The sequence below is a fragment of the Herbaspirillum sp. GW822-FHT03A08 genome (assembly GCF_058801885.1).
This window is the reverse complement of the sequence record NZ_JBXANR010000004.1, coordinates 407,846-431,969: the sequence shown is the minus strand read 5'-3', so window position 1 is coordinate 431,969 and position 24,124 is coordinate 407,846. Positions and strand designations below refer to the sequence as shown.

At 54.4% G+C, this 24,124-nt stretch carries 21 protein-coding genes; 8 read left to right on the top strand and 13 right to left on the bottom strand.

Features of this window, described 5'->3' with window-relative positions; genetic code table 11:
- Positions 1-39 precede the first annotated feature (39 nt).
- The 13 genes from AC1RN6_RS15165 to AC1RN6_RS15105 form a co-directional block, all read right to left on the bottom strand.
- The gene (locus AC1RN6_RS15165) at positions 40-579 is read right to left on the bottom strand and encodes a GNAT family N-acetyltransferase (RefSeq protein WP_493006268.1); all 540 of its coding nucleotides are present in this window, start codon (positions 577-579) and stop codon (positions 40-42) included.
- Positions 576-1,625, bottom strand: a complete 1,050-nt coding sequence (gene pseI / locus AC1RN6_RS15160) for a pseudaminic acid synthase (RefSeq protein ID WP_493006267.1) — start codon at positions 1,623-1,625, stop codon at positions 576-578. Before pseI ends, AC1RN6_RS15165 begins: the two co-directional genes overlap by 4 nt.
- Before the next feature lie 3 nt (positions 1,626-1,628).
- The gene (locus AC1RN6_RS15155; RefSeq protein ID WP_493006266.1) at positions 1,629-2,570 is read right to left on the bottom strand and encodes an ATP-grasp domain-containing protein; all 942 of its coding nucleotides are present in this window, start codon (positions 2,568-2,570) and stop codon (positions 1,629-1,631) included.
- The gene (locus tag AC1RN6_RS15150) at positions 2,567-3,265 is read right to left on the bottom strand and encodes a metallophosphoesterase family protein (RefSeq protein ID WP_493006264.1); all 699 of its coding nucleotides are present in this window, start codon (positions 3,263-3,265) and stop codon (positions 2,567-2,569) included. Before AC1RN6_RS15150 ends, AC1RN6_RS15155 begins: the two co-directional genes overlap by 4 nt.
- Before the next feature lie 77 nt (positions 3,266-3,342).
- Positions 3,343-4,266 carry a class I SAM-dependent methyltransferase gene (locus AC1RN6_RS15145; RefSeq protein ID WP_493006263.1) on the bottom strand — a complete coding sequence of 308 codons (924 nt, stop codon included), beginning with the start codon at positions 4,264-4,266 and terminating at the stop codon, positions 3,343-3,345.
- A gap of 31 nt (positions 4,267-4,297) precedes the next feature.
- On the bottom strand, positions 4,298-5,350 hold the full coding sequence (gene pseG, locus AC1RN6_RS15140; RefSeq protein ID WP_493006262.1) for a UDP-2,4-diacetamido-2,4,6-trideoxy-beta-L-altropyranose hydrolase: 1,053 nt from the start codon (positions 5,348-5,350) through the stop codon (positions 4,298-4,300).
- A 7-nt stretch (positions 5,351-5,357) separates the two neighbouring features.
- Positions 5,358-6,686, bottom strand: a complete 1,329-nt coding sequence (locus AC1RN6_RS15135) for a glutamate-1-semialdehyde 2,1-aminomutase (RefSeq protein ID WP_493006261.1) — start codon at positions 6,684-6,686, stop codon at positions 5,358-5,360.
- Between the two features lie 18 nt (positions 6,687-6,704).
- Positions 6,705-7,454 (bottom strand): hypothetical protein, encoded by a 750-nt coding sequence (locus tag AC1RN6_RS15130; RefSeq protein ID WP_493006260.1) that lies wholly within the window; start codon positions 7,452-7,454, stop codon positions 6,705-6,707.
- Between the two features lie 2 nt (positions 7,455-7,456).
- The gene (locus AC1RN6_RS15125; protein ID WP_493006259.1) at positions 7,457-8,476 is read right to left on the bottom strand and encodes an N-acetylneuraminate synthase family protein; all 1,020 of its coding nucleotides are present in this window, start codon (positions 8,474-8,476) and stop codon (positions 7,457-7,459) included.
- 23 nt (positions 8,477-8,499) lie between these two features.
- On the bottom strand, positions 8,500-9,378 hold the full coding sequence (locus AC1RN6_RS15120; protein ID WP_493006258.1) for an aldo/keto reductase: 879 nt from the start codon (positions 9,376-9,378) through the stop codon (positions 8,500-8,502).
- Positions 9,375-10,559 (bottom strand): UDP-4-amino-4,6-dideoxy-N-acetyl-beta-L-altrosamine transaminase, encoded by a 1,185-nt coding sequence (pseC, locus tag AC1RN6_RS15115; RefSeq protein ID WP_493006257.1) that lies wholly within the window; start codon positions 10,557-10,559, stop codon positions 9,375-9,377. Before pseC ends, AC1RN6_RS15120 begins: the two co-directional genes overlap by 4 nt.
- Positions 10,556-11,545 (bottom strand): UDP-N-acetylglucosamine 4,6-dehydratase (inverting), encoded by a 990-nt coding sequence (gene pseB / locus AC1RN6_RS15110; RefSeq protein WP_493006452.1) that lies wholly within the window; start codon positions 11,543-11,545, stop codon positions 10,556-10,558. The genes pseC and pseB overlap by 4 nt, the downstream gene beginning before the upstream one ends.
- A gap of 6 nt (positions 11,546-11,551) precedes the next feature.
- A complete protein-coding gene (locus tag AC1RN6_RS15105; RefSeq protein ID WP_493006256.1) occupies positions 11,552-12,475 on the bottom strand; it encodes an SDR family oxidoreductase in 924 nt (307 codons plus the stop codon).
- 379 nt (positions 12,476-12,854) lie between these two features.
- On the opposite strand from AC1RN6_RS15105, the gene AC1RN6_RS15100 reads away from it, so the two are divergent.
- From AC1RN6_RS15100 to waaC, 8 genes are all read left to right on the top strand, one after another.
- On the top strand, positions 12,855-15,893 hold the full coding sequence (locus tag AC1RN6_RS15100) for a lipid II flippase MurJ (RefSeq protein ID WP_493006255.1): 3,039 nt from the start codon (positions 12,855-12,857) through the stop codon (positions 15,891-15,893).
- Positions 15,890-17,029 carry a glycosyltransferase family 4 protein gene (locus AC1RN6_RS15095; protein WP_493006254.1) on the top strand — a complete coding sequence of 380 codons (1,140 nt, stop codon included), beginning with the start codon at positions 15,890-15,892 and terminating at the stop codon, positions 17,027-17,029. The genes AC1RN6_RS15100 and AC1RN6_RS15095 overlap by 4 nt, the downstream gene beginning before the upstream one ends.
- A gap of 15 nt (positions 17,030-17,044) precedes the next feature.
- The gene (locus AC1RN6_RS15090) at positions 17,045-17,647 is read left to right on the top strand and encodes a sugar transferase (RefSeq protein WP_493006253.1); all 603 of its coding nucleotides are present in this window, start codon (positions 17,045-17,047) and stop codon (positions 17,645-17,647) included.
- Complete coding sequence (locus AC1RN6_RS15085) at positions 17,640-18,269, top strand: acetyltransferase (protein WP_493006252.1); 630 nt, start codon at positions 17,640-17,642, stop codon at positions 18,267-18,269. The genes AC1RN6_RS15090 and AC1RN6_RS15085 overlap by 8 nt, the downstream gene beginning before the upstream one ends.
- Before the next feature lie 12 nt (positions 18,270-18,281).
- Positions 18,282-19,526, top strand: a complete 1,245-nt coding sequence (locus tag AC1RN6_RS15080; protein WP_493006251.1) for a DegT/DnrJ/EryC1/StrS family aminotransferase — start codon at positions 18,282-18,284, stop codon at positions 19,524-19,526.
- Positions 19,527-19,641: 115 nt separating this feature from the next.
- On the top strand, positions 19,642-21,603 hold the full coding sequence (locus tag AC1RN6_RS15075; RefSeq protein ID WP_493006250.1) for a polysaccharide biosynthesis protein: 1,962 nt from the start codon (positions 19,642-19,644) through the stop codon (positions 21,601-21,603).
- A 56-nt stretch (positions 21,604-21,659) separates the two neighbouring features.
- A complete protein-coding gene (locus tag AC1RN6_RS15070; protein ID WP_493006249.1) occupies positions 21,660-23,045 on the top strand; it encodes a phosphomannomutase/phosphoglucomutase in 1,386 nt (461 codons plus the stop codon).
- 45 nt (positions 23,046-23,090) lie between these two features.
- Entirely contained in the window at positions 23,091-24,122 is a 1,032-nt protein-coding gene (waaC, locus tag AC1RN6_RS15065; RefSeq protein ID WP_493006248.1) for a lipopolysaccharide heptosyltransferase I, read from the top strand.
- Positions 24,123-24,124 lie beyond the last annotated feature (2 nt).

Sequence of the window (24,124 nt, the reverse complement as noted above, 5' to 3'; positions counted from 1 at the left end):
CATTGAAACGCCGGAGCCATGCCGGCGCTGACCGCGTTTTTATTTGGCCCGATATGCGTAGATTTTAACGGTCGTCGGTTGATTTTCGAACAGGTATTTGCCCGGCATGTCCGAGACCCACTCGTAGCCGGCAGACTGAAAGCTTCTTTGCGACGCAATATTCGGCTCATAGGCGCCGGCTTCGATCCAGCGCAGCTGAAACGCCTGTACGGCCCAGGCGCTTACGCTCCGAATGGCTTTCGTCGCGATGCCTTTTCCCCAAACAGCGGAATCGAACAGGCATATGCCGATGTGGGCGGTGTGGTGATGGTGCTCAATGCCATAAATGCGGACGGTGCCGCAATGCTGCTGCTTGCCGTCAAGCCAGACGCCGAAAAAAACCGCATTCGGGGCTGCGGCGTTCTGACTGACGAATTCCACGACAGACTCGCGGGTTTGTCGGGCATGTTTGACCCCGTCCAGATAGCGATTCACCACCGGATCGTTCAGACCGTTGACATAGCCATCATGGACGTCCTGCACGCCAAGCGGGCGCAGATATCCGCCGTCGAACGGCAACAGCAGATCTTCCGTGGTCATGCCAGCAAATCCCACGCTACCGGCGTGCCTCGCGTAACTGCGGTTTTAAGACTGCGACCGATGATGGACGGCATGAATTTTGGCGCTAATCCATCTCCTGGGCGCAGCGCCTGGACATCTGCAGCGGTGATGACGGCGTTGGCTTCCAGATCGCGAATGAAAAATAGCGAGCGGCGATATTTTTTGTACGATGTTTCCAGATCGCCTTGCACGTAAGTGACAGTGCCTAGTGCCGCGCGGGCATTTCTGGTTTCGGTCACCAGTTGTTTCAATTCGGCAGGCTCAAGTGAAAACGTCGAATCAACGCCACCGTCGCTGCGGGCAAGTGTGAAGTGCTTTTCAATAACGGTCGCGCCCAGCGCCGTCGCAGCGACTGCCACGCCGACACCCATAGTGTGGTCGGACAGCCCGGTATGTACATTGAAGGCCTGCGCCAGATGCGGCATGGTTCGCAGATTGATTTCTTCCGGTGGCGCCGGGTAAGCGCTGGTGCATTTCAGGAGAATGATGTCGGTTGCGCCTGCATTGCGGGCAGTGTTCACGGCATCGGTGATTTCCGGCAACGTCGCCATGCCGGTCGACATGATCAGGGGTTTGCCGGTTGCGGCACACAAACGAATCAGTTCCAGATCGACCAGTTCGAAGGAGGCGATCTTGAATACCGGTGCGTCCAGCGAGATCAGCAATTCGACAGCGCTGGCGTCAAATGGCGAACTGAAAATGGTGATGCCGAGCTCACGTCCATATTCAAACAGCTTTGGATGCCACTCCCATGGTGTGCCGGCTTTGCCGTACAAATCATAGAGGTGCTCGCCGTCCCACGGATTGCTGCCTTTGACGCGGAAGCGCGGATGATCCACGTTCAGGGTCATGGTGTCGGCGGTATAGGTCTGCAATTTGACGGCGTCCGCTCCGGCTTCGTACGCTGCTTTGATGATGGCCAGAGCGCGGTCGAGAGAGCCATTATGATTGGCTGACATCTCGGCGATGATGTACGGAGGATGGTTGGCGCCGATGAGGCGCCCTGCAATGGAGATTTCCTGCATGGTTTACTCGGGTAAGGTAGTTAAAATGGCGGCCCCTTGGGTACGCACCATGATGCTGCCGCTTTTGATGTCAGGGAATACGACCGGCCGGTCTTCCAATTCGTCAATCACCCAGGACACGTCGCTGAAGCCGACGCAGTCACGCATCAACACAGTGGATGAAAATCGAGGATTGATTTCGAACACGCGGGGACCTTCCGGGGTCAGGCGCAGCTGGACGTTCATACTACCATGGAGCCCAAGCCCGTTCGCAATGGCGGCGCACATCTCGGAAGTTGCTTTGTCGTCAATGACTTTGGCCCAGCCGGTAAAACCGCCAACCAGCTTTCTGAGCATTTGTAGCGTCGCCACCCGGCCATCCCGGGTCCGATATACGGCGCAGGTCACTTCCTGATCGGCGGGCTCCAGCAATTCCTGATAAACAGCGTCGGGATGTCGCGAGGAAAGATAGTCGGCTTCGGCCTGGTCTTTCACGATGAATACTGCGCGCGAGCCGGAGCCGAATCGGTTTTTCAGAATGCAGGGGAACGCCGGAGGCGGCCCTTCATTTGCCATTACCGTCCAGGGAACGGGCAGGCCGAGACTCTTGATGGACGCAATTGTTTTGAGCTTGTCGACACCGATTTCAATGACTTTTGCGCCTGCGGTGACCCATTGCAAATCCTGTCGTTTGGCGATAAACGGCGCCAGCACGCTCAATTCAGGTTCCGTCATGGGAATGACGACGTCGATTCGTTCGTGGTCGAGCAGTGCTTCCAGACGCTCGAAATAGTCGGCGGCGTGCGCGAGCGGCAACAGATGGATGTCGTCTACAAATAAACTGCCGCCATGCTGGCCGTGGGTATCTGCTCCCACCAATTCGATGGAGGGATGGCGTTCACGAATCACGCGTGCAACGCTTTGTGCGATGTCTCCGCCGATTCCGGTAATGAGGAGTCTTGTCATGTGCGAGTCAGTACTTCAGCCAAGTAAGGAAGCTCGGGGTGGCGCTGCCGAGCCTCATGTAACAAAGGGAGGTGATTGTATGCTTCATTGCGGAAGGATATCAAACGGGTTTTGGTGTCGAGCAAAGCCCATTGCGCACCCGGTCGCCGGTTTCGCGGTTGGCCGACGGAGCCCGGGTTGATCAATCGGGTGGCGCCGACCGTGCTGTCGAGCGGGTAGTGGGTATGCCCCATGACGACCATATCGTGATCTGCCATTGCACAACGCTGCAACAGCGCCGGCTCTGCATCGGGATAGACGTAGCAGTCGTTGTCAAATGGCGCACCGTGCGACAGCAGGATGCGCATGCCGTCGAATTCGAGCGAGAGCGGGTGCGGCAACTGAGACAGTTCCAGAAGCTGATCGCGGTCCAGCGTTTCAAGAGCCACGCGCAACCCTGATCCATAGCTTTTCTCGATTCGTGGCAGGCATGCCGCGTCGGCCAGTGCTGCGGCGAGCATATCTTCGTGATTGCCGCGGACGATGTACTTGTTCCATCCGCGTAATTTTTCCAGCACCTCAGCCGGCTCGAAATAGTAGCCGACCAGGTCGCCCGTAATGAGCAGAGTCTCGACTGCTTCCGAGGCCGCCGCCGCCAGCACTGCTTCCAATGCTGCGGCATTGCCATGAATATCTCCCAACAAGCCTATCTTCATCTCTTCAAGTCCTGTTCAAGGCAATCACAGGGGGCGATGGCCAGAAGCGTGTTCCATCGTTCGCGTCCGGCACCGATTCAAGCATCCAATGACGCCACTTTTCTTGCCAGCATAATGATCTCCCTGCCGTGACCGCCATTTGCCAGCGTGCTGTAAAACTGATCCAGAACTTCGGGCATGCCTGCGGCCTTGATATTTTTTTCGAACATGACGCGGCGGTTATGTGCAACAGGTCCCAGGGAGGGCGTTTCGATATAGTCGAGGTCCTGAAGCAAAAGCATTTCCAGCGGGAACAACGCAGTTTTGGCGGACACCGCAAAGCCCGATTTGGCAAGCGCCGACTCCAGGGTCGCAAAGCTGAAATAGTTGACATGGTCGGGCAGACAGACAAACCAGGGGCGATGCTGTTTCGCTTTGAGGAATGCCTGCTGAAGAGGACTGAAATCGTTTGGCACCACCAGGCACAGCAAGCCGTCCGGCGGCAGGATTTCCCAGATCTGTCTGAGCAGGTCGAGCGGCTCGGTGACATGCTCGAGCACGTTGACCATCACGAGTACGCGCGCGTCGGCGCCGCCGGCATTTTTTTGCTGAGCCAGATAATCCCATACACTCGCGTTGTGGAAATTGCCGAAGCCGAGTTTTTTTGCCCGTTCAAGTCCGGGACTCTGGTCAAAGCCGTGCAGATTCTTGTAGCCGAGCAAATCAAGCTCTCTCAGGAAGGCGCCATCGCCGCAGCCCATGTCGACGATCTTTTCATCGGGACCGACATTCCTGGCGAGAAAGCGCGCCAGCTCCGCCAGATTTTCCTGGGCTGTCGGCATTTCATATTGCTGGTAGTACCCGGCAAGATATTCCGCGGAAGGATAGGGCGTCACATGATAGAAGCCGCAGGTCTCGCAGAAGCCGATCTTGGTGTCGGGGATGGGCTCCCCGTTGCGCCAATGGGCCGCCGGAATCGGATCCAGTACATACTCGTTGAACAGATGTTGGTTGTTGTCCATGGATGATCGTCTTGATAATGTATAAATGATTTCAGGCGAAGGAGAGCATTACTTCGACGGCCGACGCTTGCGGTCGTTGAAACAATTGAAGGGCGGCATGCTCCATGTCTTTTCTTTGGTCGGGAGTCTCGATCAAGCGGCCGATGGCATCGGCGTAATCCTGGACGGACAGCGTATTTGCCCATCCAAGGTAGTCAACTGCTCCGATTGCTGCTGCTGCTTCAGTTGCTTGCAGCTGATTGTCTGCGAAGACAACCGTAATGGTCGGCAAGCCAAGATAGCAGCGCTCCCACATTGCGGCACCGCCGGCGCCGACGCCGAGATCTGCTTGAGCGATCAGTTCGGCCATGTTGGAAACCTGGCAGTGGTACTTGATGCCGGGCAGTTTCGAACACAGGTCCTCTATTTCACCTCGATGCGGGTTACTGGCCCCAACCACGACATCGACCCTGCAATGTTTCCGCGGTTGCAATTCCAATGCGCGCAGTACCTTTCCGGTCTGATTGGTGGCATCGCTGCCTCCGAAAAACACCAGCATCCGGTGTACTTCCCTGCCTCTGACACGCAGTTTTGCACGGGATTCGGCAAATTCCGGGCGCAGTAGCGTGTAAGCCGGCCCGCATAAAGCAATGCATCGAGCCGGTATGAGAGTGACGTAGCGATTCTCGAGGTCGAGATAGTAGTTCTGATCCAGCAAGATGTCGCAGTCATGCCGACGGTCAGCCAAATCATCAATGACCATGATATGCCGGCAGTGCGCTCTCAATGCACTTTCCCAGACGACGTCGAGCGCATAGTGATCAACGATGATCCAGTCGACCCCGTCGGGGAAGCGCGCGCGGACGGCCGTAATGGTTTCGCCGGCATCGCGCGCCGTTGTAACAATTTCATCTCCGGCATGAGGCAGTCTCAGGCAGTCATGGCCGAGTTCTGCTATCTGGTCGAACATGGCGCCGGGAATATCCCGGCACACAAAAACCACTTCGATGGATCTGGCGCGCAATTGCCCTGCAAGCGTGAGGCAGCGCATGAGATGCCCTGAGCCGAGTGTGATCGATGCATCAGTCCTGACGACGACTTTCATTAACGGATCAGATTTTTTTTCTGAATACCGGTTTGGCCGGCGGGCCCACCAGCAAGGTCTTGGTAGTGCCGGCATCGATGGCCTTGCGATAAACGCTGCAGGCTTCGTCGAATGCCATCGCCATATGATCCATTTCGGCTTGCTGGTGCGACCATGTCGTATAGAACAAACCCTGGAACAGCACGCCGCGCGCAATCATTTCCTGCAGCATGAGCGTGCGGAAGAAATCGTCGGTATTGCCTTCGGCATTGCGGCAGACGAGGGCGAACAGGCAGGGGTAACCGACCAGCTGCAAGGCGTTCTGCAATCCGCGGGTGTTGATGATCTGCTGCAGGCGTTCCTTGAGCGCCGCGCCGCGTTGCCAGTTGCTGGCGATCATGTCGTGCTGCCGGAAGGCCTGGATCGTCGCATTCATGGCCGCCAGGCCGGTGGTCTCGGCGCCGTGGGTGGTGGAAATCAGGAACAGCTTGTCGCGTCCTTCATTGCGGATGCCGCCCAGCTCCATGATGTCGGCGCGGCCGGTCAGGGCGCACGCCGAAAAGCCGTTGGCAATGCCTTTGCCCCACGTCGCCATGTCAGGTTCGACGCCCAGGAAATTGTGCGCGCCCTTGAGGCTCCATTTGAAGCCGGAAATCATCTCGTCAAGAATCAGCAGGATGCCGCGCTCTTTGCAAAGTGCCGCGACTTTTTGCAGGAAGTCGTCTTTGGGCGGATCGAATTTCACCGGTTCCAGGATAAAGCAGGCGATATCGTGATCGTTGTTGGCCAGCAGCGCCTCGACCGAAGCGAAGTCGTTATAGCTGAAGGCTGCAGTCATGCTGCGCGTCTGCGACGGAATGCCCGTGTCGCACGGCGTGGTGACAATGAACCAGTCGTCGTAGCTGAAGAAATTGTGTTCCCTGGCGATCGCCACACGATTGCGTCCTGTGTAGGCGCGCGCCAGTTTCACGGCCGCCGTGGTGACGGTAGAGCCATTTTTGGCGAATTTCACCATGTCGCCGGACTGCGTTGTTTCGAGGAACAGTTTGGCTGCTTCCAGCTCGATCAGCGCCGGCCGTTGGAAATTGCTGCCCTTGTAGGCGGCTTCCGCTACTGCCTGAGCGACCGGTTCGTATCCATGTCCGATGCAGACGGACGTCAGTCCCATGCTGCAATCGATATATTCATTTTCATCAAGATCCCAGACCCGTGCGCCTTTGCCGTGGGTGATCGCGGCAGGGGCATTTTCCGGGAACTGGTCGTCGCCCTTGGAATAGGTATGCGCACCACCGGGAATCAGATCGTGAATCGCGGAAGAGAATTCTTTGGACTTGGTGAAATTGGAAATTGTTTTCATGATGACTACCGTGTCTGCTTAAAAAATATCCCAGAGAGGTTCGGGGACGACAAAAGGCGCAACCAGATTCTTGAGGTCGGGGCGATCATCCAGAAAGCGGATGATGTCGCTTGCAGGCACTAGCGGCATGGCGTCTTTGTACGCAGTCGCGATCGCTCTCGCCAAGACCAGATCTTCGGGATAGTCTACTGTGATTCGCAGATCCATGCGCCGTAGGTGTTCCGCCGGCAGGCATACTTCTATTTTGAATTCGTCCGGATGTTTGCGCGGGTAATTCGAGCAGAACTCCGATCGATCGATCGCTGAGCCCTTGGCATGAGAGCGCTCCAGCGATTCCAGCGTATAGATCTCAAAATTCATGCCCTCCGGCAACTGGTCGCTGACGGTAATGTCGTTTTGATTGGCGACATGTTTGTCCCAGACCGGTTTGAGCAAGTCGTAATCAAACCACGGACACTCGGTCGTGATCCGGAAGACATCGGTGGCCCGGCCCATGCGACCGCACTGAATGAGGCGCATCAATACATCGCGCTCGTCGCCGTAAATATAGGAAACGGAATGCGCGCGCGCGACATCCACGAAGGGAACATTTGCTGCTCCCTCCGAAATCCCGAGGACGATCTCGTCGATGAACGGAAAGCATTTCAGGCTATTGATCAACTGGTCGATGATGGAAGTACCGTCCAGGAGATTCTGCATCGGCTTGCCGTACATCCGGGAGCCGTTGTTGCGACAGGCGAGTGCTGCGACCAGGCGTCGGGGTTGCATGGTCAATTTCCGTTCTTGAGCAAATCAGGGGTAACCGCCTGATCCACCGCCAGGTCTGCAGCGTATGTGCGTCCATAGCTGGCGCGGATATCCTGAATGTAGGTTGGCGACGACGTGCGTTTGAGGCTGACCATGTCCGGTTCGATCTTCGTGCCTGCAGGAATCGGACGCGCCGCGACGACGTGCTTGCGCGTGACGGCCCGGTACGATTCCTCCGACGCATGCATGCCGAAGTCGCTGCGGGTGTCGTCTGTCAATCCGATGGCGGCGTAACATTCTTTCATGTTGTGCACGAAAGTCGCGAACTCGTCCGGATTCAACGCAGATTCATAGTCTTCGAATTGCATGAGCTTGGAAAGCGTCAGGTGTTTTTCCAGCAAGGTTACGCCGGCGCCGAGCGCGACCGCTGCCAGCACGAAGCGAAGCGGGTCGTCGGCCGGAACGTGGTCCGCGAAACCGAGCCCCGCACACTGAGGCAAGCCGCCGTACTTCTTTTGTAGCAGATGCAAGCGGCTGACCTGGTTGGCGTCAAGCGGTGTCGGGTAAGACTGGAATCCGTGCAGGAGAAAGACCTGTTTATTTGCCAGCGTCGCCATGGCCTCGTCAATTTCTTCGACGCGGCAGCCACTGATGGAGAGCATCACCATGTCAATCTCGGACGCCGCCAGATCGGCCAGAAATCCGATATTCGACATGTCGGTGCTATGAATCTTGACGCCGGCGACTTTGAGTTTTTGTGCCAATTTCAAACTGCGCGGTCCGAAAATATCTAGATAGAAGGCAATGTTCTGCTGGTGCGCGGAATCCGCCAGCGCGGTCCAGACCTCGTCCGCCATTTCGAGCGATTTGAAGAGTTCAAAATGCTGGTAGTCGCTGGTCGCCAGCTCGTCGGCGTAAACCAGCTGCATCTTGATGCCGTCGGCGCCCGAGCGGGCGGCGGCTTTAACGAGATGCATCGCCAGTTCCGGCTTGCCTTCGTAGCCTTGAGCAATTTCTGCAATGATATTCAGGGGGGGAGTCATGTGTTCTTCCGGGAATTGAAATCTTATTGCCACACGGCGGGATTGATCATGGATTCGTTGTCGCAGGAAAAGACGGACCAGTCTGTCGATCCGTCGACCAGCGTTTGTTTGGCGCGTACGATCTCTTCGAACTCTTGTTGTGACGTCACTCCGATTACCGCGTAATCGATTTCCTGAAGTGAGTTGATGTAGGCGAGGGCGCCTTGCAGCGGCGTCAACCCGCGAGTGACCAGAAACGCCTGATAGTCTGCCGCCAGCGCCTGAAGCGGAGCGAAGTAGGGTTTCATGGCGGCCGGTGGCATCAGAAGAAGACCTTGCAGGAAAACTGACCGCGCATGAATCTCGACGCCGGCTTGCTTCAGGCGGGACAGTTGTCCTTGCTTGACGAGGCGCTGGTCAAAGACATTGACCGGCAATTGAATGAGATCGAAGGTATATCTGTCCAGCAGTTTGTCGATTTGCTCCGCGGTGTACACGGACGCGCCGATTTTTTGTACCAGACCTTTGGCTTTCAGTTCTGCCATGGCGGCCATCAGATGTTCGCCTCCGGGCGCCAGAAGATTGTCCGTCTGATGGATCAGCAACCCGTAGACCGAGGTCCTGCCCAGCTTTTCCAGCGATACAGAAAAGCTTTCCACGAGCTCGGCGGCATGGCGCCGGTCTATTTGCTCGGCCTTGAACTGAGGCGTCTTGGTGACAATGCGGAATTGACTGCCGGGCTGCATGCAGCTGCCCAGCGTTTGTTCGCTTGCGCCATACAATGCGGCCGTGTCCAGCAGGTCTAAGCCAACGCCCTCCGCGGCGATTAATATGCGGCGAATTTCATTCGGGGAAGGGCGGCCATTGACATTAGAAATACCGTAGTTCACTCCGAACTGAACGGTACCCAGGGCGAGTTTCACTTTGCTATCTCGAGAAATAATTGGATGACGCGGTCCTGATCCTGATCAGACAAGCTATAGAATTCAGGCAGGCTCAGTGCTTCGTCGTAGTAGCCCTCGGCAACCGGATAATCGCCGCGCTTGTATCCCTGTTTCTGATAGTACGGCTGCAAGTGCACAGGGATGTAATGGACTTGGCAGAGGATGCCCTGTTCCGCAAGCCGCGCCATGAAGTCCCGGCGACTAATGCCGATCTGTGCGAGTTTCAGGCGTACGACATATAAATGGTGGGCATTGCGTTCGCGATCGGCCGGCTGTGCCGGGACGATGACTGGATGGTCCTTGAAGGCCGCGTCATAGCGATGGGCGATCTCGAGGCGACGCGCCAGGAATTTATCCAGCTTCCCGAACTGGGACAGTCCCAGCGCGGCCTGAATGTCAGTGATGCGGTAATTGAAGCCGAGTTCCAACATCTCGTAATACCAAGGGTTGACCTTGCCATCCGTGAAGGCTTCGTCGTGGTACACAAACCGATCATCCAGTTTGTTGATGCCGTGGCTGCGCAGGCGCAACAAGCTCCGATAAAGCTCTTCGCTGTTGGTCGTGATCATGCCGCCTTCGCCGGCTGCAATGATTTTCACCGGGTGGAAGGAAAAAACGGTCATGGCCGAATTGGCGCAGTTGCCTACCTTGCCGCCATCGGGGTAAGTCGCGCCCAGGGCGTGCGAGGCATCTTCGATGACAACGCTGCCGTAACGTTCCGCGACTTTGCCGATTTCCTGCATGTCACATGGCAGCCCGCCGAAGTGAACGGGAATAATCGCGGCGACTTTACCCAGTTGCGCGCATTTTTCCGCAAGTGCGACGGGCGACATGTTGAGCGTGTCCGCGGAAATGTCGCAAAACGTCGGAGTCGCGCCTGCATACGCCGCGCAATTTGCGCTTGCAACGAAAGTATTGGGGGATGTGATGAGATTATCTCCCGGGCCTACCTTGCCAGCCAGTACGGCAAGGTGCAGCGCCGCAGTGGCGCTGGAGACCGCCACCGCAAATCTGGCTCCTACATAGTGGGCGACGGCACGCTCGAATTCCTCGACTTTGGGGCCCTGAGTGAGCGGCGCGTTGCGCAGTACGTCAACGACCGCCGCGATATCGGCTTCATCGACGCAGTGGCGCCCGTAGGAGATTTTTTTCAGGGTCATACTTCAATCACTTCCTTTTTCAGGAGTGCTTCAAGTTCGCCGGTAGTCATCCAGATCGTGTTGTTGTCGCTGCTGTACGAGAAGTTGTCCGGCACGGCCTTGCCGCCTGTTCTGGCCAGGTAGCTCTTGCTGTCCCACCAGTTGGCGGATGGTTGAATGACGTAATGGCTGTCGAATTCGGCAGCATTGATCGAGTCGTCCTGGGTAATCATGACCTCATGCAGTTTTTCGCCAGGGCGAATGCCGATGATTTCGGTCTTGCAGGAAGGCGCAACAACTTTGGCTACATCCATGATGTTCATGCTCGGGATCTTGGGCACGAAAACTTCTCCGCCTTCCATTCGGGTCAGGGAGTCCAGCACGAATTGCACGCCCTGATCGAGGGTGATCCAGAAACGCGTCATGCGCGGATCGGTAATCGGCAGGACGCCTTCCGGGATTTTCTTTTGGAAAAAAGGAATAACGCTGCCTCGCGAGCCGATGACATTCCCGTACCGCACCACCGAAAAGCGAGTCCGATGACGGCCGGACAGTGCATTGCCGGCAACAAACAGCTTGTCCGAGCAAAGTTTTGTGGCGCCATAGAGATTGAGCGGGTTCGCCGCCTTGTCGGTGCTCAGCGCGATGACGCGCTCTACGCCTTGATCGATACAGACATTCACAACATTCTCTGCACCAAAAATATTGGTCTTGATGGCTTCCATCGGATTGTATTCCGAGGCGGGCACCTGTTTCATCGCGGCGGCATGGATAACGATATCAACGCCGTCAAGCGCGCGGTAAAGGCGCTCCTTATCACGTACATCTCCGAGGAAATAGCGCAATTTGGGAGAGTTGAGATGTTGCTGCATTTCGAATTGCTTCAATTCATCCCGGCTGAATACAACGAGTCGCTTGACATCATGTTGTTCCAGTACTGTTTTGATGAATCGCTTCCCAAACGAACCCGTGGCTCCAGTGACGAGCACGGATTTTCCATTCAAAATCGACATTTAATTCTCCAAAATTACATTTCTGATTTCATTTGCTCTGCCCGAGTCCCATTGTTGCCTGAGCAATCCGAGTTGGTCCCGGAGTGAAACAGACTTCAGTTGCAGTCGATCTTTTATCTTGTCATTATTTAAAGACATATCTTTCGGGCGGGGGGCGGCAAGCTTTAAAGCCGAGATTTTACCTCGGATGACTTGGCCTGAAGAGAAATTGAACTCTTGTGCCAGTTGCAGCGCGAAATCGTATTTGGACAGGCGCTCATCGGAGGCGACATTAAATATCCCTGTTGCTTTGTTGTTAAGTAAATTGTGAACTAGGTCCGCTGCAGTGTCGATCAGGATTGGAGAGAAATAGACATCGTCGAAGAGTGTTATCGATTTGCCTTGACGCAGACTGTTGATAATCCAGTCGCTAAAAGAAGAGCGATACGGCGGTCCCCATCCAAAAAAATTGGTGCGTACGATCAATGCTTCCGGATCCAGATTGCGTACTTCAGCCTCCGCTGACAGCTTGGATTGCGCGTAAACATTGATTGGCGCAGGAGGTTCTTCTTCTGTCGTGCGTGGTTGATTTCCGGAAAAGAGATGGTCAGTAGAGATGTGGGCCAGTTTTGCCTTGTTTTTTTTGCAGCCATATGCGACGTTGCCAGCGATGGTGCTATTGATGAGTCTGGCCAAGTCTGGCTGCCGTTCGCATTCGTCCACGCTGGTTAGTCCGGCCGTGTGAATCACAATATCCGGTGCCACGGCTTTTACCGATTCGGTCAATTGCTCACGTGAAGTTAGATTGATCTGCACGGTTTGCACACCCTCCATGCGAACTTTTTTGGTGTGCAATGCCAGGGTAATGTCATGCGCGTTACGCATATGGAAAGCCCAGTTCAACGCGAGTAGGCCGCTGCCGCCAGTAATAAGAATTTTAGCCATGTGATTTGTGAGAATTGCTGAAAGAGAGGGCATGCCGAGAGTATGATATGCCCGCATATCTACATAGCAAATGTCTCGGAGAATATTCTGGATCTGCTGTTTGAGATTGTCTTACTCGGGGCGCTGCGACCAAATTTTTATCTAACTACTGGATGCCATAGCGGAAAATGCAAGGGAGTCTTGTAAAATGCCCGGTGTTTGGCATAGGCAATTATTTTTTATGTAATCCCTTTAGGAGAAGTGGTGCGAAGAAGTGTATCAATTAATACGAATAGGATGCAAGTACGGCCACGGGCACGCGAGCAGGTTTGCGCTGCAGATACAAAGGAAAGAGTGTTGAGGCAAATACATATGCAATTGATCTGTGGTGAGGAAGTAAATGCATAAAGACGGCGGAGTAGGTTGCTCAGCCATGGAGGGCGAAACATTGGACGTGCTGGGTAGCGGGTGGCGTCGTCTGTTTCTCATCTGGGTGGTCTTTTTTTCATTTTCCACTTGTACAGCAATTTTATTTCAGAAGTTGATATTGCCTATGTTCCCTGCATGGCATGGCGGGGCAGGGCTGTTGTCGGGGGATTCACTGATCTTTCATCAGGCTGCCCAGCATTTAGCTGAAGCGATTAAAGTCGGTGGCTGGCAGCAATGGCACGCGTGGCCCGATGCGTACAGTAGCGGCAATGTCGCGGTCCTTGGGGCGCTGTATGCCGTGTTCGGTGACAATCCTTTGCTGGTGTTGCCCCTTAACGCCGCGATGCATGCATTGACCGGTGTGTTGCTGGTTGCGTCTGGATGGCAGCTTTCATCTTCCTCTTTTGAGCGGAAAATCAGCGTTGTTGTGGGGGCCTTGTATGTGTGCTTTCCTTCGGCATTGAATTGGTATGCGCAATTGCATAAGGATAGTTATGCCAATCTTGGATATGCGATCAGCTTTTGCGCGTTCTTGCTTATCATTAAAGGTCGCAACTGGCGCAGCTGGTGTTACTCGCTGGTGTTTTTCATGGCTGGTGTGGCGATCATTGGATTTGTGCGACCGCAGTATCTGACGGCATTTATTGTCATGCTGTTGATGGCCACTACACCTGTTTTTGTTTTGGTCATTCGTAGTTTTGGTTCGAATAAAAAACATGATGGTGCTCTCAATGCACAGCGCTTGTTGGTATTTCTATTGGCGCTTGTATTTACTGTCGGCTTTTCGAAAACGATCGGCTCCACAGGAGAATTTGAAGGTAAGTTGGATAAACTGGACCAATATGTCGAAGCTACCATTAAGAGTGACCGCGATAGTGGTGCTGGTAGCGTAGACGTTACCGAATTCGTTGAACGTCCAATTCCTGCTTGGACCGAGTCAGCGTGGTTCCCCCGGCAAATTGACGACCGTGTACATTCCATTGCTGCAATGCGGATGGGCATGCTGTTTTATGGGGTTCAGTCAGGTGCAGGTTCTATGGTGGACAAAGGAATTCGCTTCAAATCGGCGGAGGATGTCATTGCTTATGTTCCGCGCGCGTTGTGCGTGGCGCTGGGAGCGCCGTTTCCCACTACCTGGTTGAGCGGACTCTCCTTGACGAAGCTGGTGGGAGTCGCCGAGATAGCGGTCTGGTATCTGTTGATGCCGGGCGTATTCCTGTTTTTTTACCGCAAGCAGGGGGCTGGCGCATGGAGTTTGCTACTGGCGTCCCTATTCATGCTGGTGCTTCTCGGGTTAGTCAATCCGAACCTCGGGACTTTACATAGGGTCCGATATCCGTTTCTCTTTATCCTGATGTTATTTGGTGCATTAGGATGGGCGACGTTTTTTCGCAGATTTGCAACATTTCGGGGGCTTGTTGAACCAGAGGCTGCGAGATCAGGTGCTGCGGACGTCGAAGAAAGCAAGGAGCTAAAAGTACAGATGCGCGACATGCAGGTGCCGAATGCAGTTGAAGCTCTGTCCAGTGAGGGGCTGGTTGCTTCGGAAAAGTCCGCCATGATGAAGGTCGGGCTGTGGGTATTGTTCATTTCTCTGATGGGCTTCGGCGGGTTGTTTTTGCGTGACGTGGTTATGGCGCGCGTGTTCGGACTTGGACTTGAGCTCGATGCTGTGCAGATAGGCAGCGTTTTACCGACGTTTTTTGCTTCTCTAGCCTTTGTTCCACTAACCAGCGCCGTTATTCCGGAGTTGATGCTGCTGCAAAAAACAGGGCGCGCAAACATGGAAAAATGGCTCCGAGAGATTATCGGCGTAGTCTTGCTGGCCGGGATGGTCGCATGCGCATTGTGCGCCGGCCTTTGGTGGTTGCAAGGCCGTATCGGTACGCATCCCCCGCATTCCGATGCGGTGTTTTTGATCTGGTTGATTGTTCTTTTTCTCTCTGGTTGGGTCACAATCGGAAACGCCTTACTAAACATCTCGGGCGCGCAGCGAATTGCGGCCATCGGTCAGGCGTTGGTGCCATGGCCAGCGATATTTCTGCTGTTTTTTGCGAGGGCGCACGACGGAGCTGTTCTCGTTGCTTTCGGCATGATGGCTGGGCAGATACTTAATCTAGTCTATGTGATTCGCGGCGCCCGTAAGGCTCAAGTAAGTTTGTGGCCGTCGTTCTCAGCCTTCCCGAAGCTGCGAAAGAATTTTATTTTCAGCTACCTCTCGGTGATGGGGACAAATTTTTTGTTTGTTGCAGCCATTCCTCTCGGGACGACATTGGCACTGCAACTTGGAGAAGGGCATGCGGGTGCTTTTGCTCTCGGGTATAAGCTTGTCTCTCTAGTCTATGCAGTGGCACTGGGCGTGACGACTGCAGTTTTGCTGCCGTATTTCTCGAAACACCTGGTCGCGGGTAATGTGCAGCGCGCGCAGCATGGACTGGCACGCTTGTTGCACGCCTCGCTTCTGGTCACTGTGCCTGTAACGGTTGTTTTGTTTGGCTTTGCGGATCAAATAGTGACCTTGCTTTTCAACGGAGGGCGATTTAGTCACGAGGATGCGCAGGTCGTCGCAAGGGTTGTGGAGTTCGGCTGTTTACAGTTGCCATTCATGATCGCGAATTTGCTGATCGTGCGGTTCGTGGAAGCATCTTCCCGGGCAGTGCAGGCATTGATTGTTACCGTGCTGGCCCAAGGTGTTACGGTGGCTGCAGCCTTGTTGGGGCTGAATCGCTTTGGTGTGGCGGGTATCGCGTTGGCGGGTTCGATCGGAGTCATTGTTGCGACAGTATTTTTTCTTGTTCTTCTTATTCATAGCAAGGTACTGAGTTGGCTTGACGCCGGTTTGAGCCTGATAGGCTGGTGGTTGTTTCTGACTCTGTGTATGTGCCTGCATTTTTCAAGCTTCGTTGGTGCACTTGCTGCGGGGTTCGCTTTCATTTTGTTGATCTCTTTCGAACTGATTCCCAACTGGTATCAAGAACAAATGAGCATGCGTGTTGAAAGGCAGTCATGAAAAGAAAGCTCCTGATTGTTGTGACAACGGAGATGACGGTTCGCACGTTCCTCTTCGATCATATTAAAGCGCTGAGCGTTACGTATGACGTGACAGTTGCGCTACATACCGACGCTCCCGAATTCTTGCGGGATATGGGAGTCGGTAATGTGCGGGTTATTCCGATCCGGATTGAGCGCTCAATTCAGCCACTGAAAGATCTGTCCTGCCTCATGACGCTATGGAGGTTGATGCGACGAGAGCGATTCGACCTGGTCTTTTCTGTAACACCTAAGGGAGGGCTGCTGGCAATGCTGGCAGGATTCGTGGCCGGAATCCCTGTGCGTATTCATATTTTTACCGGACAGGTGTGGGTTACCAGAAAAGGAGGAGGGAGGATCTTGCTGAAATCGGTGGACCGATTCATCGGTGCACTGGCAAGCGGCGTGCTGACTGATAGCGAGTCGCAGCGAGAATTTTTGTCAAATGAGAGGGTTGTTCCTTCATCCCGTTCCACAGTGCTGGCGAATGGATCAATTTGTGGGGTTAATCTGGAGCGTTTCACTCCTGATCCAGAAGCTAGGAAGGCTATCCGCGCCGAGATGGGCATCGCCGAGGATGCTATCGTCATCTTATTTGTTGGCAGGCTGAATCGGGATAAAGGTGTGATGGATTTAGCAGCGGCGGTACATCGCCTTGTGCAGAATGGTGTAACGGGCGTCCATTTGGTCGTCGTCGGACCTGATGAGCAAGGTTTGCGGTCGGATATGCTTGCTATTAGCACCTCATTTCGCGAAGACGTTCATTTCGTGGATTTTACCCATCAGCCTCAGTCATACATGGCCGCCGCTGATATTTTTTGTTTGCCAAGCTACCGTGAGGGTTTTGGCTCTGTCGTCATTGAAGCTGCCGCAACTGGGCTGCCTGCGGTGGCTTCCCGCATTTACGGTTTGACGGACGCTGTCGAGGAAGGCGAAACCGGTCTGTTATTCGAACCCGGAAACGTTCAAGAACTTTCTATTTGCTTGCAAACCTTGATAACTGATCCTGAGTTGCGCCTAAAAATGGGACAGTCTGCTCTCCGGCGCACTACTAGGCTGTTTGCCGGGACGATTGTTACGCAGGCGCTGGTTGCTTATCTTGATGAATGTGAATGACCCGAGGCTGATGAAATGAAACGTTTGATTGATTTCATGGCCGCATCGGCTGCATTGATCCTGTTGTCCCCTGTGATCATGTTGTTGGCGATCTTAATTAGATGTAAGTTGGGGGCTCCCATTTTATTCACGCAGCAGCGGCCTGGTTTGCTGGGACGCCCCTTTTTTCTGTTTAAATTCAGAACGATGAATGATGCTTGCGATGAGAACGGTAATTTATTGCCGGATTCACAAAGATTGGTCGGTATAGGGAAGCTGATCAGGGAGTTGAGTCTCGACGAATTGCCTCAGTTGTTCAATGTGGTGAAAGGCGACATGAGTTTAGTTGGACCCAGGCCGCTGCTCATGGAGTACTTGCCGCTTTACTCGGCAGCCCAGAAAAAAAGACACGATGTTAGACCAGGCATTACGGGATGGGCGCAGGTAAATGGTCGGAATGCCATCAGTTGGGATAGGCGTTTTGAGTTGGATGTCTGGTATGTAGAGAATCGAAGTCTGTTACTAGATTTCAAGATCGTCATCATGACGATTTTGAAAGTTGTGCGACGTAGCGGTGTCAATGAGCCGGGGCAGGCAACCATGCGCAAATTTACCGGGTCAAGAACATCCGATGAGTAAAAAAATTTTCCTGTTTGGTGCTAGTGGTCATGCGAAGGTAGTGCTTGATATCGCAGTACTGGCTGGATTTGACGTCGTGGCGATTCTGGATGATGATCCAGTCCGAAAAAATACAAAATTGCGCAATATTCCTGTCGTTGGCGGACAGGAAATGTTGTCAGCATTAATGGCGAACGGGGTTGTCTCAGGCGTAGTGGCGATAGGATCAAATATAATCCGCAGGAGTGTTGCGGAAAGATTGGCCCAGGCGGGATGTCAGTTTGACGTTCTAGTCCATCCTTCCGCTGTAATCGATCGGACTGTCCGGCTCGGTCCGGGGACGGTCGTCATGGCAGGGGTGATTATCAATGCTGACGCTGTCCTGGGGCGCCATGTGATCGTCAACAGTGGCGCATCGATTGACCATGACTGCCACATATCGGACGGTGTTCACGTTGGTCCGGGCGCGAGCTTGTGTGGCAATGTCTGCATAGCCGAAAATTCGTTGTTGGGTGTCGGTGCGGTTGTCATTCCCGGCATTCGTATTGGCGCGTCAGCGACAGTCGGTGCAGGGGCCGCCGTTGCAAAGGATGTGACGGATGGTGCGACGGTGATCGGGGTGCCTGCTACCCCAAGAATTTAAGGGAAAGTTGAAATGCATAAAAATGTATTGGCTATACAAGGAGGAGCTCCGGTAAGAACGGCTTCCATTCCGCCATGGCCGTTGTTTGAAAATGACGAAATCAAAGCTGTCAGCGATGTTCTCGCATCGGGAAAAGTGAACTATTGGACGGGCGACGTCTGCCGCTCCTTCGAGGATGAGTATGCCGCCGCTATCGGCATGCGGCATGCTATCGCACTAGCCAATGGCACTGTCGCGCTGGAGCTTGCGCTGTTCGCTCTCGGCATCGAAGCTGGCGATGAGGTCATCGTACCGGCAAAAACATTCATTGCCACCGCCAGTGCAGCAGTAGCCCGCGGTGCCGTCCCGGTTGTCGCTGATGTCGACTCGATTAGCCAGAATCTGACGGTCGAAACATTGCGTGCAGTATTGACGCCCAAAAGCCGCGCAATCGTGATTGTGCATCTCGGCGGATGGCCTGCCGAAATGACGGCAATCATGAGTTTCGCCAAGGAGCACAATTTGTTCGTCATCGAAGATTGTGCGCAGGCTCATGGCGCCAGTATAGACGGCAAGCCTGTAGGCTCATTCGGAGATTGTGCGGCATTTTCCTTTTGCCAGGATAAGATCATTACTACCGGTGGCGAAGGAGGCTTGCTCGCCATCGCCGATACGGAAGTCTGGAAGCGTGCATGGGCTTACAAAGATCATGGTAAGGGATATGATCGTGTTCACCATACGGAGCATCCACGTGGATTTCGGTGGGTTCACGAATCTTTTGGTTCGAACATGCGTATGACCGAGATGCAGGCTGTAATCGGACAATTGCAATTACGAAAATTGCCTGATTGGCACATGCGGAGAGCGCGTAACGCTAAAACTTTGCATGACGGACTTGAAGGGGTGCCTGGTTTGATAACTGCTTTTCCGGAAGAGCGTATAACTCATGGTTGGTACCGTTACTACGCGTTTCTGGACTTGCCCCAGTTGCAATCAGGATGGGATCAAGTTTCTATCATTGAGGCAGTCGTCGCCGAAGGAATTCCTTGTTTCGTTGGTAGTTGTAGCGAGATATATCGCGAAAAGGCTTTCATTGACGCAGGCTTTGGACCTGAGGTGGCATTGCCGAATGCCTCCCGATTGTCTAACACCGGGCTTGCATTTCTGGTGCACCCGACACTCCAGCCATCTGACATGAGCGACATGGCGGCTGCGATAGGTAAGGTAATGCGCGCCGCCGTCTCCGAACCGTGGGAAACAAATAGTACGGTCTCGTAATTCGGTTATCGGAGGAGCAGAGGGGGAGGGAGTCCCACTCGACGTTAAAGCATGGAAGGTGCAGTACGTGCCTTCCTTTGGTTTTTAGCGATAAAAAATTAATCAGGTTTATTTCATGCAAAATCGCCTTATCCGATTATCGAGGATTGCAAAGCAAAGTATTGTTGTGCTGGCTGATATCGCCATGTCGTTTGTAGCGACATGGGTCGCTTTTTCATTGCGTCTAGATTTACTGCATTGGCCCCAAGGACATCAATGGCGGGTCTATTTGTTGGCGCCGATATTGGTAATTCCGGTCTTCGTGTACTTTGGCCTTTATCGAGCCGTGTTTCGATATACGGGAATGTCTGCCATGGTCACCATGGTGAAGGCCATTGTTGTATATGCCGTGGCATTATTCTTGATTCTGGTGTGGTTCGCCTTGCCCGATGTTCCGCGGTCAGTTGGTTTATTGCAGCCGTTGCTCTTGCTGATTCTGGTGGGGGGGAGTCGCGCTTTTGCTCGTTTTTGGCTAAATCGAATCGCGGCGGACAAGTCGGGAAACAAGAGCGCTACTCTGTTAATTTACGGTGCAGGAGCCGCCGGCGCGCAAATTGCAGACGCTATACTGAAAAAGAGGGATTCCGTTGTTATCGGTTTTATTGACGACGATTCGCAATTGCAAGGGAAGACGCTGAACGGTTTGCGGGTTTTCGCTCCTCAAGACCTTGAACAGCTGATTTTTTTGTACGCGGTTACCGATATTTTATTGGCCTTGCCCACGATTACAAGGGCGCGCCGCAATCAAATTCTTAGCAACTTGGGCAAGCATCAGGTGCACGTTCGATCACTGCCTGATTTATCCGACCTAGCGCATGGCTTGGTTGCAGTGTCGGACATTCGCGAATTGGATCTTGTGGATTTGCTGGGGCGTGATCCGGTCCCGCCAAATCAGGAATTGATTAGCAAAAATATCGCCGACAAAATCGTCATGATATCAGGTGCTGGAGGAAGCATCGGTAGTGAATTGTGTCGGCAAATATTGGCAGCAAGACCGTCCAAACTCCTCTTATTTGATCATAACGAATTCAGTCTCTATTCCATTCATGCCGATTTACTGGCTCGGATCTCGGAGTTCGCGCTGAACGTCGAGTTAGTGCCATTACTGGGCAGCGTCAAGGATTATCGGCGGGTTAGCGAAATATGTTCGGTATGGAAACCTCATACGGTTTATCACGCGGCTGCCTACAAGCACGTACCCTTGGTCGAGCACAATCCCGCCGAAGGAATCCGAAACAACGTGCTCGGGACCTATAACCTAGCCAGAGCAGCGGTGGAGAACGGCATCTACGATTTCGTGCTGATCAGCACCGATAAGGCCGTCCGGCCGACCAATATTATGGGGGCGAGCAAGCGTCTGGCAGAGATGATCTTGCAGGCTGTTGCTGCTGAAAAGAATCTGACGTTCGAGGTTGGTCACACATCTACGGAGCAGGTAGTCAATCTGACACGTTTCTCCATGGTCCGTTTTGGGAATGTGCTTGGATCATCGGGTTCTGTTGTTCCTCTTTTCCGTCAACAAATCAAGGATGGCGGTCCGATCACGTTGACTGATCCCGAGGTGACTCGATATTTCATGACCATACCGGAAGCGGCGCAACTAGTGGTCCAGGCTGCGGCGATGGCTAAGGGCGGTGATGTTTTTGTCTTGGATATGGGCGAGCCGGTAAAGATCATCGATCTGGCGCGCAGGATGATTGAACTCTCGGGCCTGACCCTAAGAGATCAGGCCATGCCTCATGGTGACGTCGCGATTCAGATCAGCGGTTTGCGCCCAGGAGAGAAGCTCTACGAAGAATTGCTTATCGGAGAAGATCCTCAACCGACGGCTCATCCGCGCATCATGAAGGCACACGAAGACTTCATCAAATGGAATGCCTTGCAGAGAGAGTTGCAACTGATCAGTAGCGCCGCGGAACAGAATGACGTTGAAACCATCAGGGCGATATTGCGTAAGCTGGTAAGTGGCTACGAATCTACTAATGATGTGGTCGATTGGGTTCATCTGGCCGGCAATTCAGAAGTTGTTTGCTCCTAGTCTTTGCACCATGTTGTTGGCGCAAAGTGAGTAGTTGGTTCTTGCGTTGCGAAATAATGAAGGGCGACACAATGCTCAATGAAGTCATCTTCAAAGCCTACGACATTCGCGGTATCGTAGGCCAGACCATCGACGCTGAGGTGGCGAAACAAATCGGTCAGGCCCTCGGCAGCGCCGCCCTTGCGAGGGGCCAGACTTCCGTTGTCATCGGTCGCGACGGCCGCCTGTCCGGTCCCGAGCTAAGCGCGGCACTCGCAACCGGCCTGCAATCGGTCGGCATCGATGTCATCGATCTCGGCGTGGTCGCGACGCCCATGGTGTACTTTGGCACGCACGTTTTAGGCACGCAATCCGGCGTGATGGTGACCGGTAGCCACAATCCTCCCGACTACAACGGTTTCAAGATGGTGCTTGCCGGCGAGGCGATTTACGGCGACACGATTCAGGCCTTGTACCAGGCAATCGTGAAAAACAATTTCAACACTGGCGCCGGTGCTTATCGCACCTACGACATCCGCAAGGAATACATTGAGCGTATCGTCGGCGACGCCAAACTGGCGCGACCGATGAAGATTGCTGTCGATTGCGGCAATGGCGTGGCCGGTGCATTTGCCGGTGAGCTGTATCGTGCGCTTGGTTGCGACGTCACAGAATTGTTCTGCGAAGTTGACGGCACCTTCCCCAATCACCATCCCGATCCAGCCCATCCAGAAAATCTGCAAGACCTCATCCGCTGCTTGCAGGAGACTGATAACGAGATCGGCCTGGCGTTCGACGGCGATGGCGATCGCTTGGGCGTGGTCACTAAAGAGGGCCAGATCATCTATCCGGATCGTCAGCTAATGCTGTTTGCTGCCGACGTGCTCACACGCCATCCCGGCCGGGAAATCCTGTACGACGTCAAATGCACGCGTCATCTCGCACCGTGGATCAGCGCCCGTGGCGGTCAGCCGCTGATGTGGAAAACCGGGCATTCGCTGGTCAAGGCCAAGATGCGCGAAACCGGCGCGCCGCTGGGTGGAGAGATGAGCGGCCATGTGTTCTTCAAGGATCGCTGGTACGGCTTCGACGACGGTTTGTACGCCGGTGCGCGTTTACTGGAGCTGATGAGCCGCGAGTCCGATCCGTCGGCCGTGCTCAACGCTTTGCCGCAATCGATCAGTACGCCGGAACTGCAATTGAAGCTGAGGGAAGGCGAGAATTTCGTTCTGATCGATCAATTGCAAAAAGATGCAAAGTTTCCCGGCGCCGAGCAGATCATCACCATAGACGGGCTGCGTATCGAATACGCCGACGGCTTCGGCCTGGCGCGCTCATCCAATACGACGCCGGTGGTGGTGTTGCGCTTTGAAGCGGAAACGCCGCAGGCGCTGGCACGCATCCAGAACGAGTTCAAACGCGTGATCCTGGCCGCGAGGCCGGATGTAGCCTTGCCGTTTTGAAAGGGGTAAGATGCTGGCCCACAGACAAATAATAGTGGGCTAGCCTTGAACATCCTGATCGTCCGCGTTTCGTCCTTAGGCGACGTGGTCCACAACATGCCGATGGTGGCTGATATCCGGCGCCATTATCCGGATGCCAACATCGACTGGGTAGTGGAAGAAGGCTACACCAGCCTGGTCCGCCTCAATCCGTACGTCCGCAATATCATCCCGATCGCCCTGCGGCGCTGGCGCAAAAGTCTCGGCAGCGCTGCCACGCGCGCCGAAATTGCCGGTTTTTATCGCCAGCTGCGGCATGAAGCGTATGACATCGTTTTTGACACCCAGGGACTGTTGAAGACCAGCATCGTCATGCGCATGGCCCGCCTTGCTCCCGGCGGTAAGCGCATCGGTCTGGCCAATGCGACCGAAGGCTCCGGCTATGAGCCGGTTTCCAGGATTTTTCATACGCAAAGCGTCAAAGTCGGTTTGCATACGCACGCCGTCATGCGCGCCCGCGCGGTAGCTGCCGGGGCCCTCGGCTACCAGCCCGATGCGACTGCAGATTTTGCGCTGCAGGCACCGGTGTTGCAGACTGCGCCGGGATGGCTGCCAACGCATCCGTACGCCGTGTTCTTCCACGGAACTGCACGGGCTGCCAAGCAATGGCCTGTTGAGAACTGGGTTGCCGTCTCCCGAGAGTTGGATCTGCCTGTTTTGTTGCCGTGGGGCAGCGCCAGGGAGAAGCTGGCTGCGGAAGAACTTGCGCGACAGATGCCGCAGGCGACCGTGTTGCCCGCACTCCCTCTCATGGAGGCAGTCACGCTGGTGCAGCACGCGGCTTTGGTGGTCGGCCTCGACACCGGCCTGACGCATATTGCCGCTGCATATTGCCGTCCTACGGTCGAGCTGTACTGTGACTCGCCGCGCTGGAAGACCGAGGGCAACTGGTCGCCGTGTATCGTCAATCTGGGCGATACCGGCGCTCCTCCTGATGTAGCGCAAGTCGTACAAGCCATCAATCAGGTATTGTCTGCCTCGAAGGCAGAGGCAAACGCTGTCCCGCCGGACAGCCGTGCGCAAAACAACGAGGCATAATA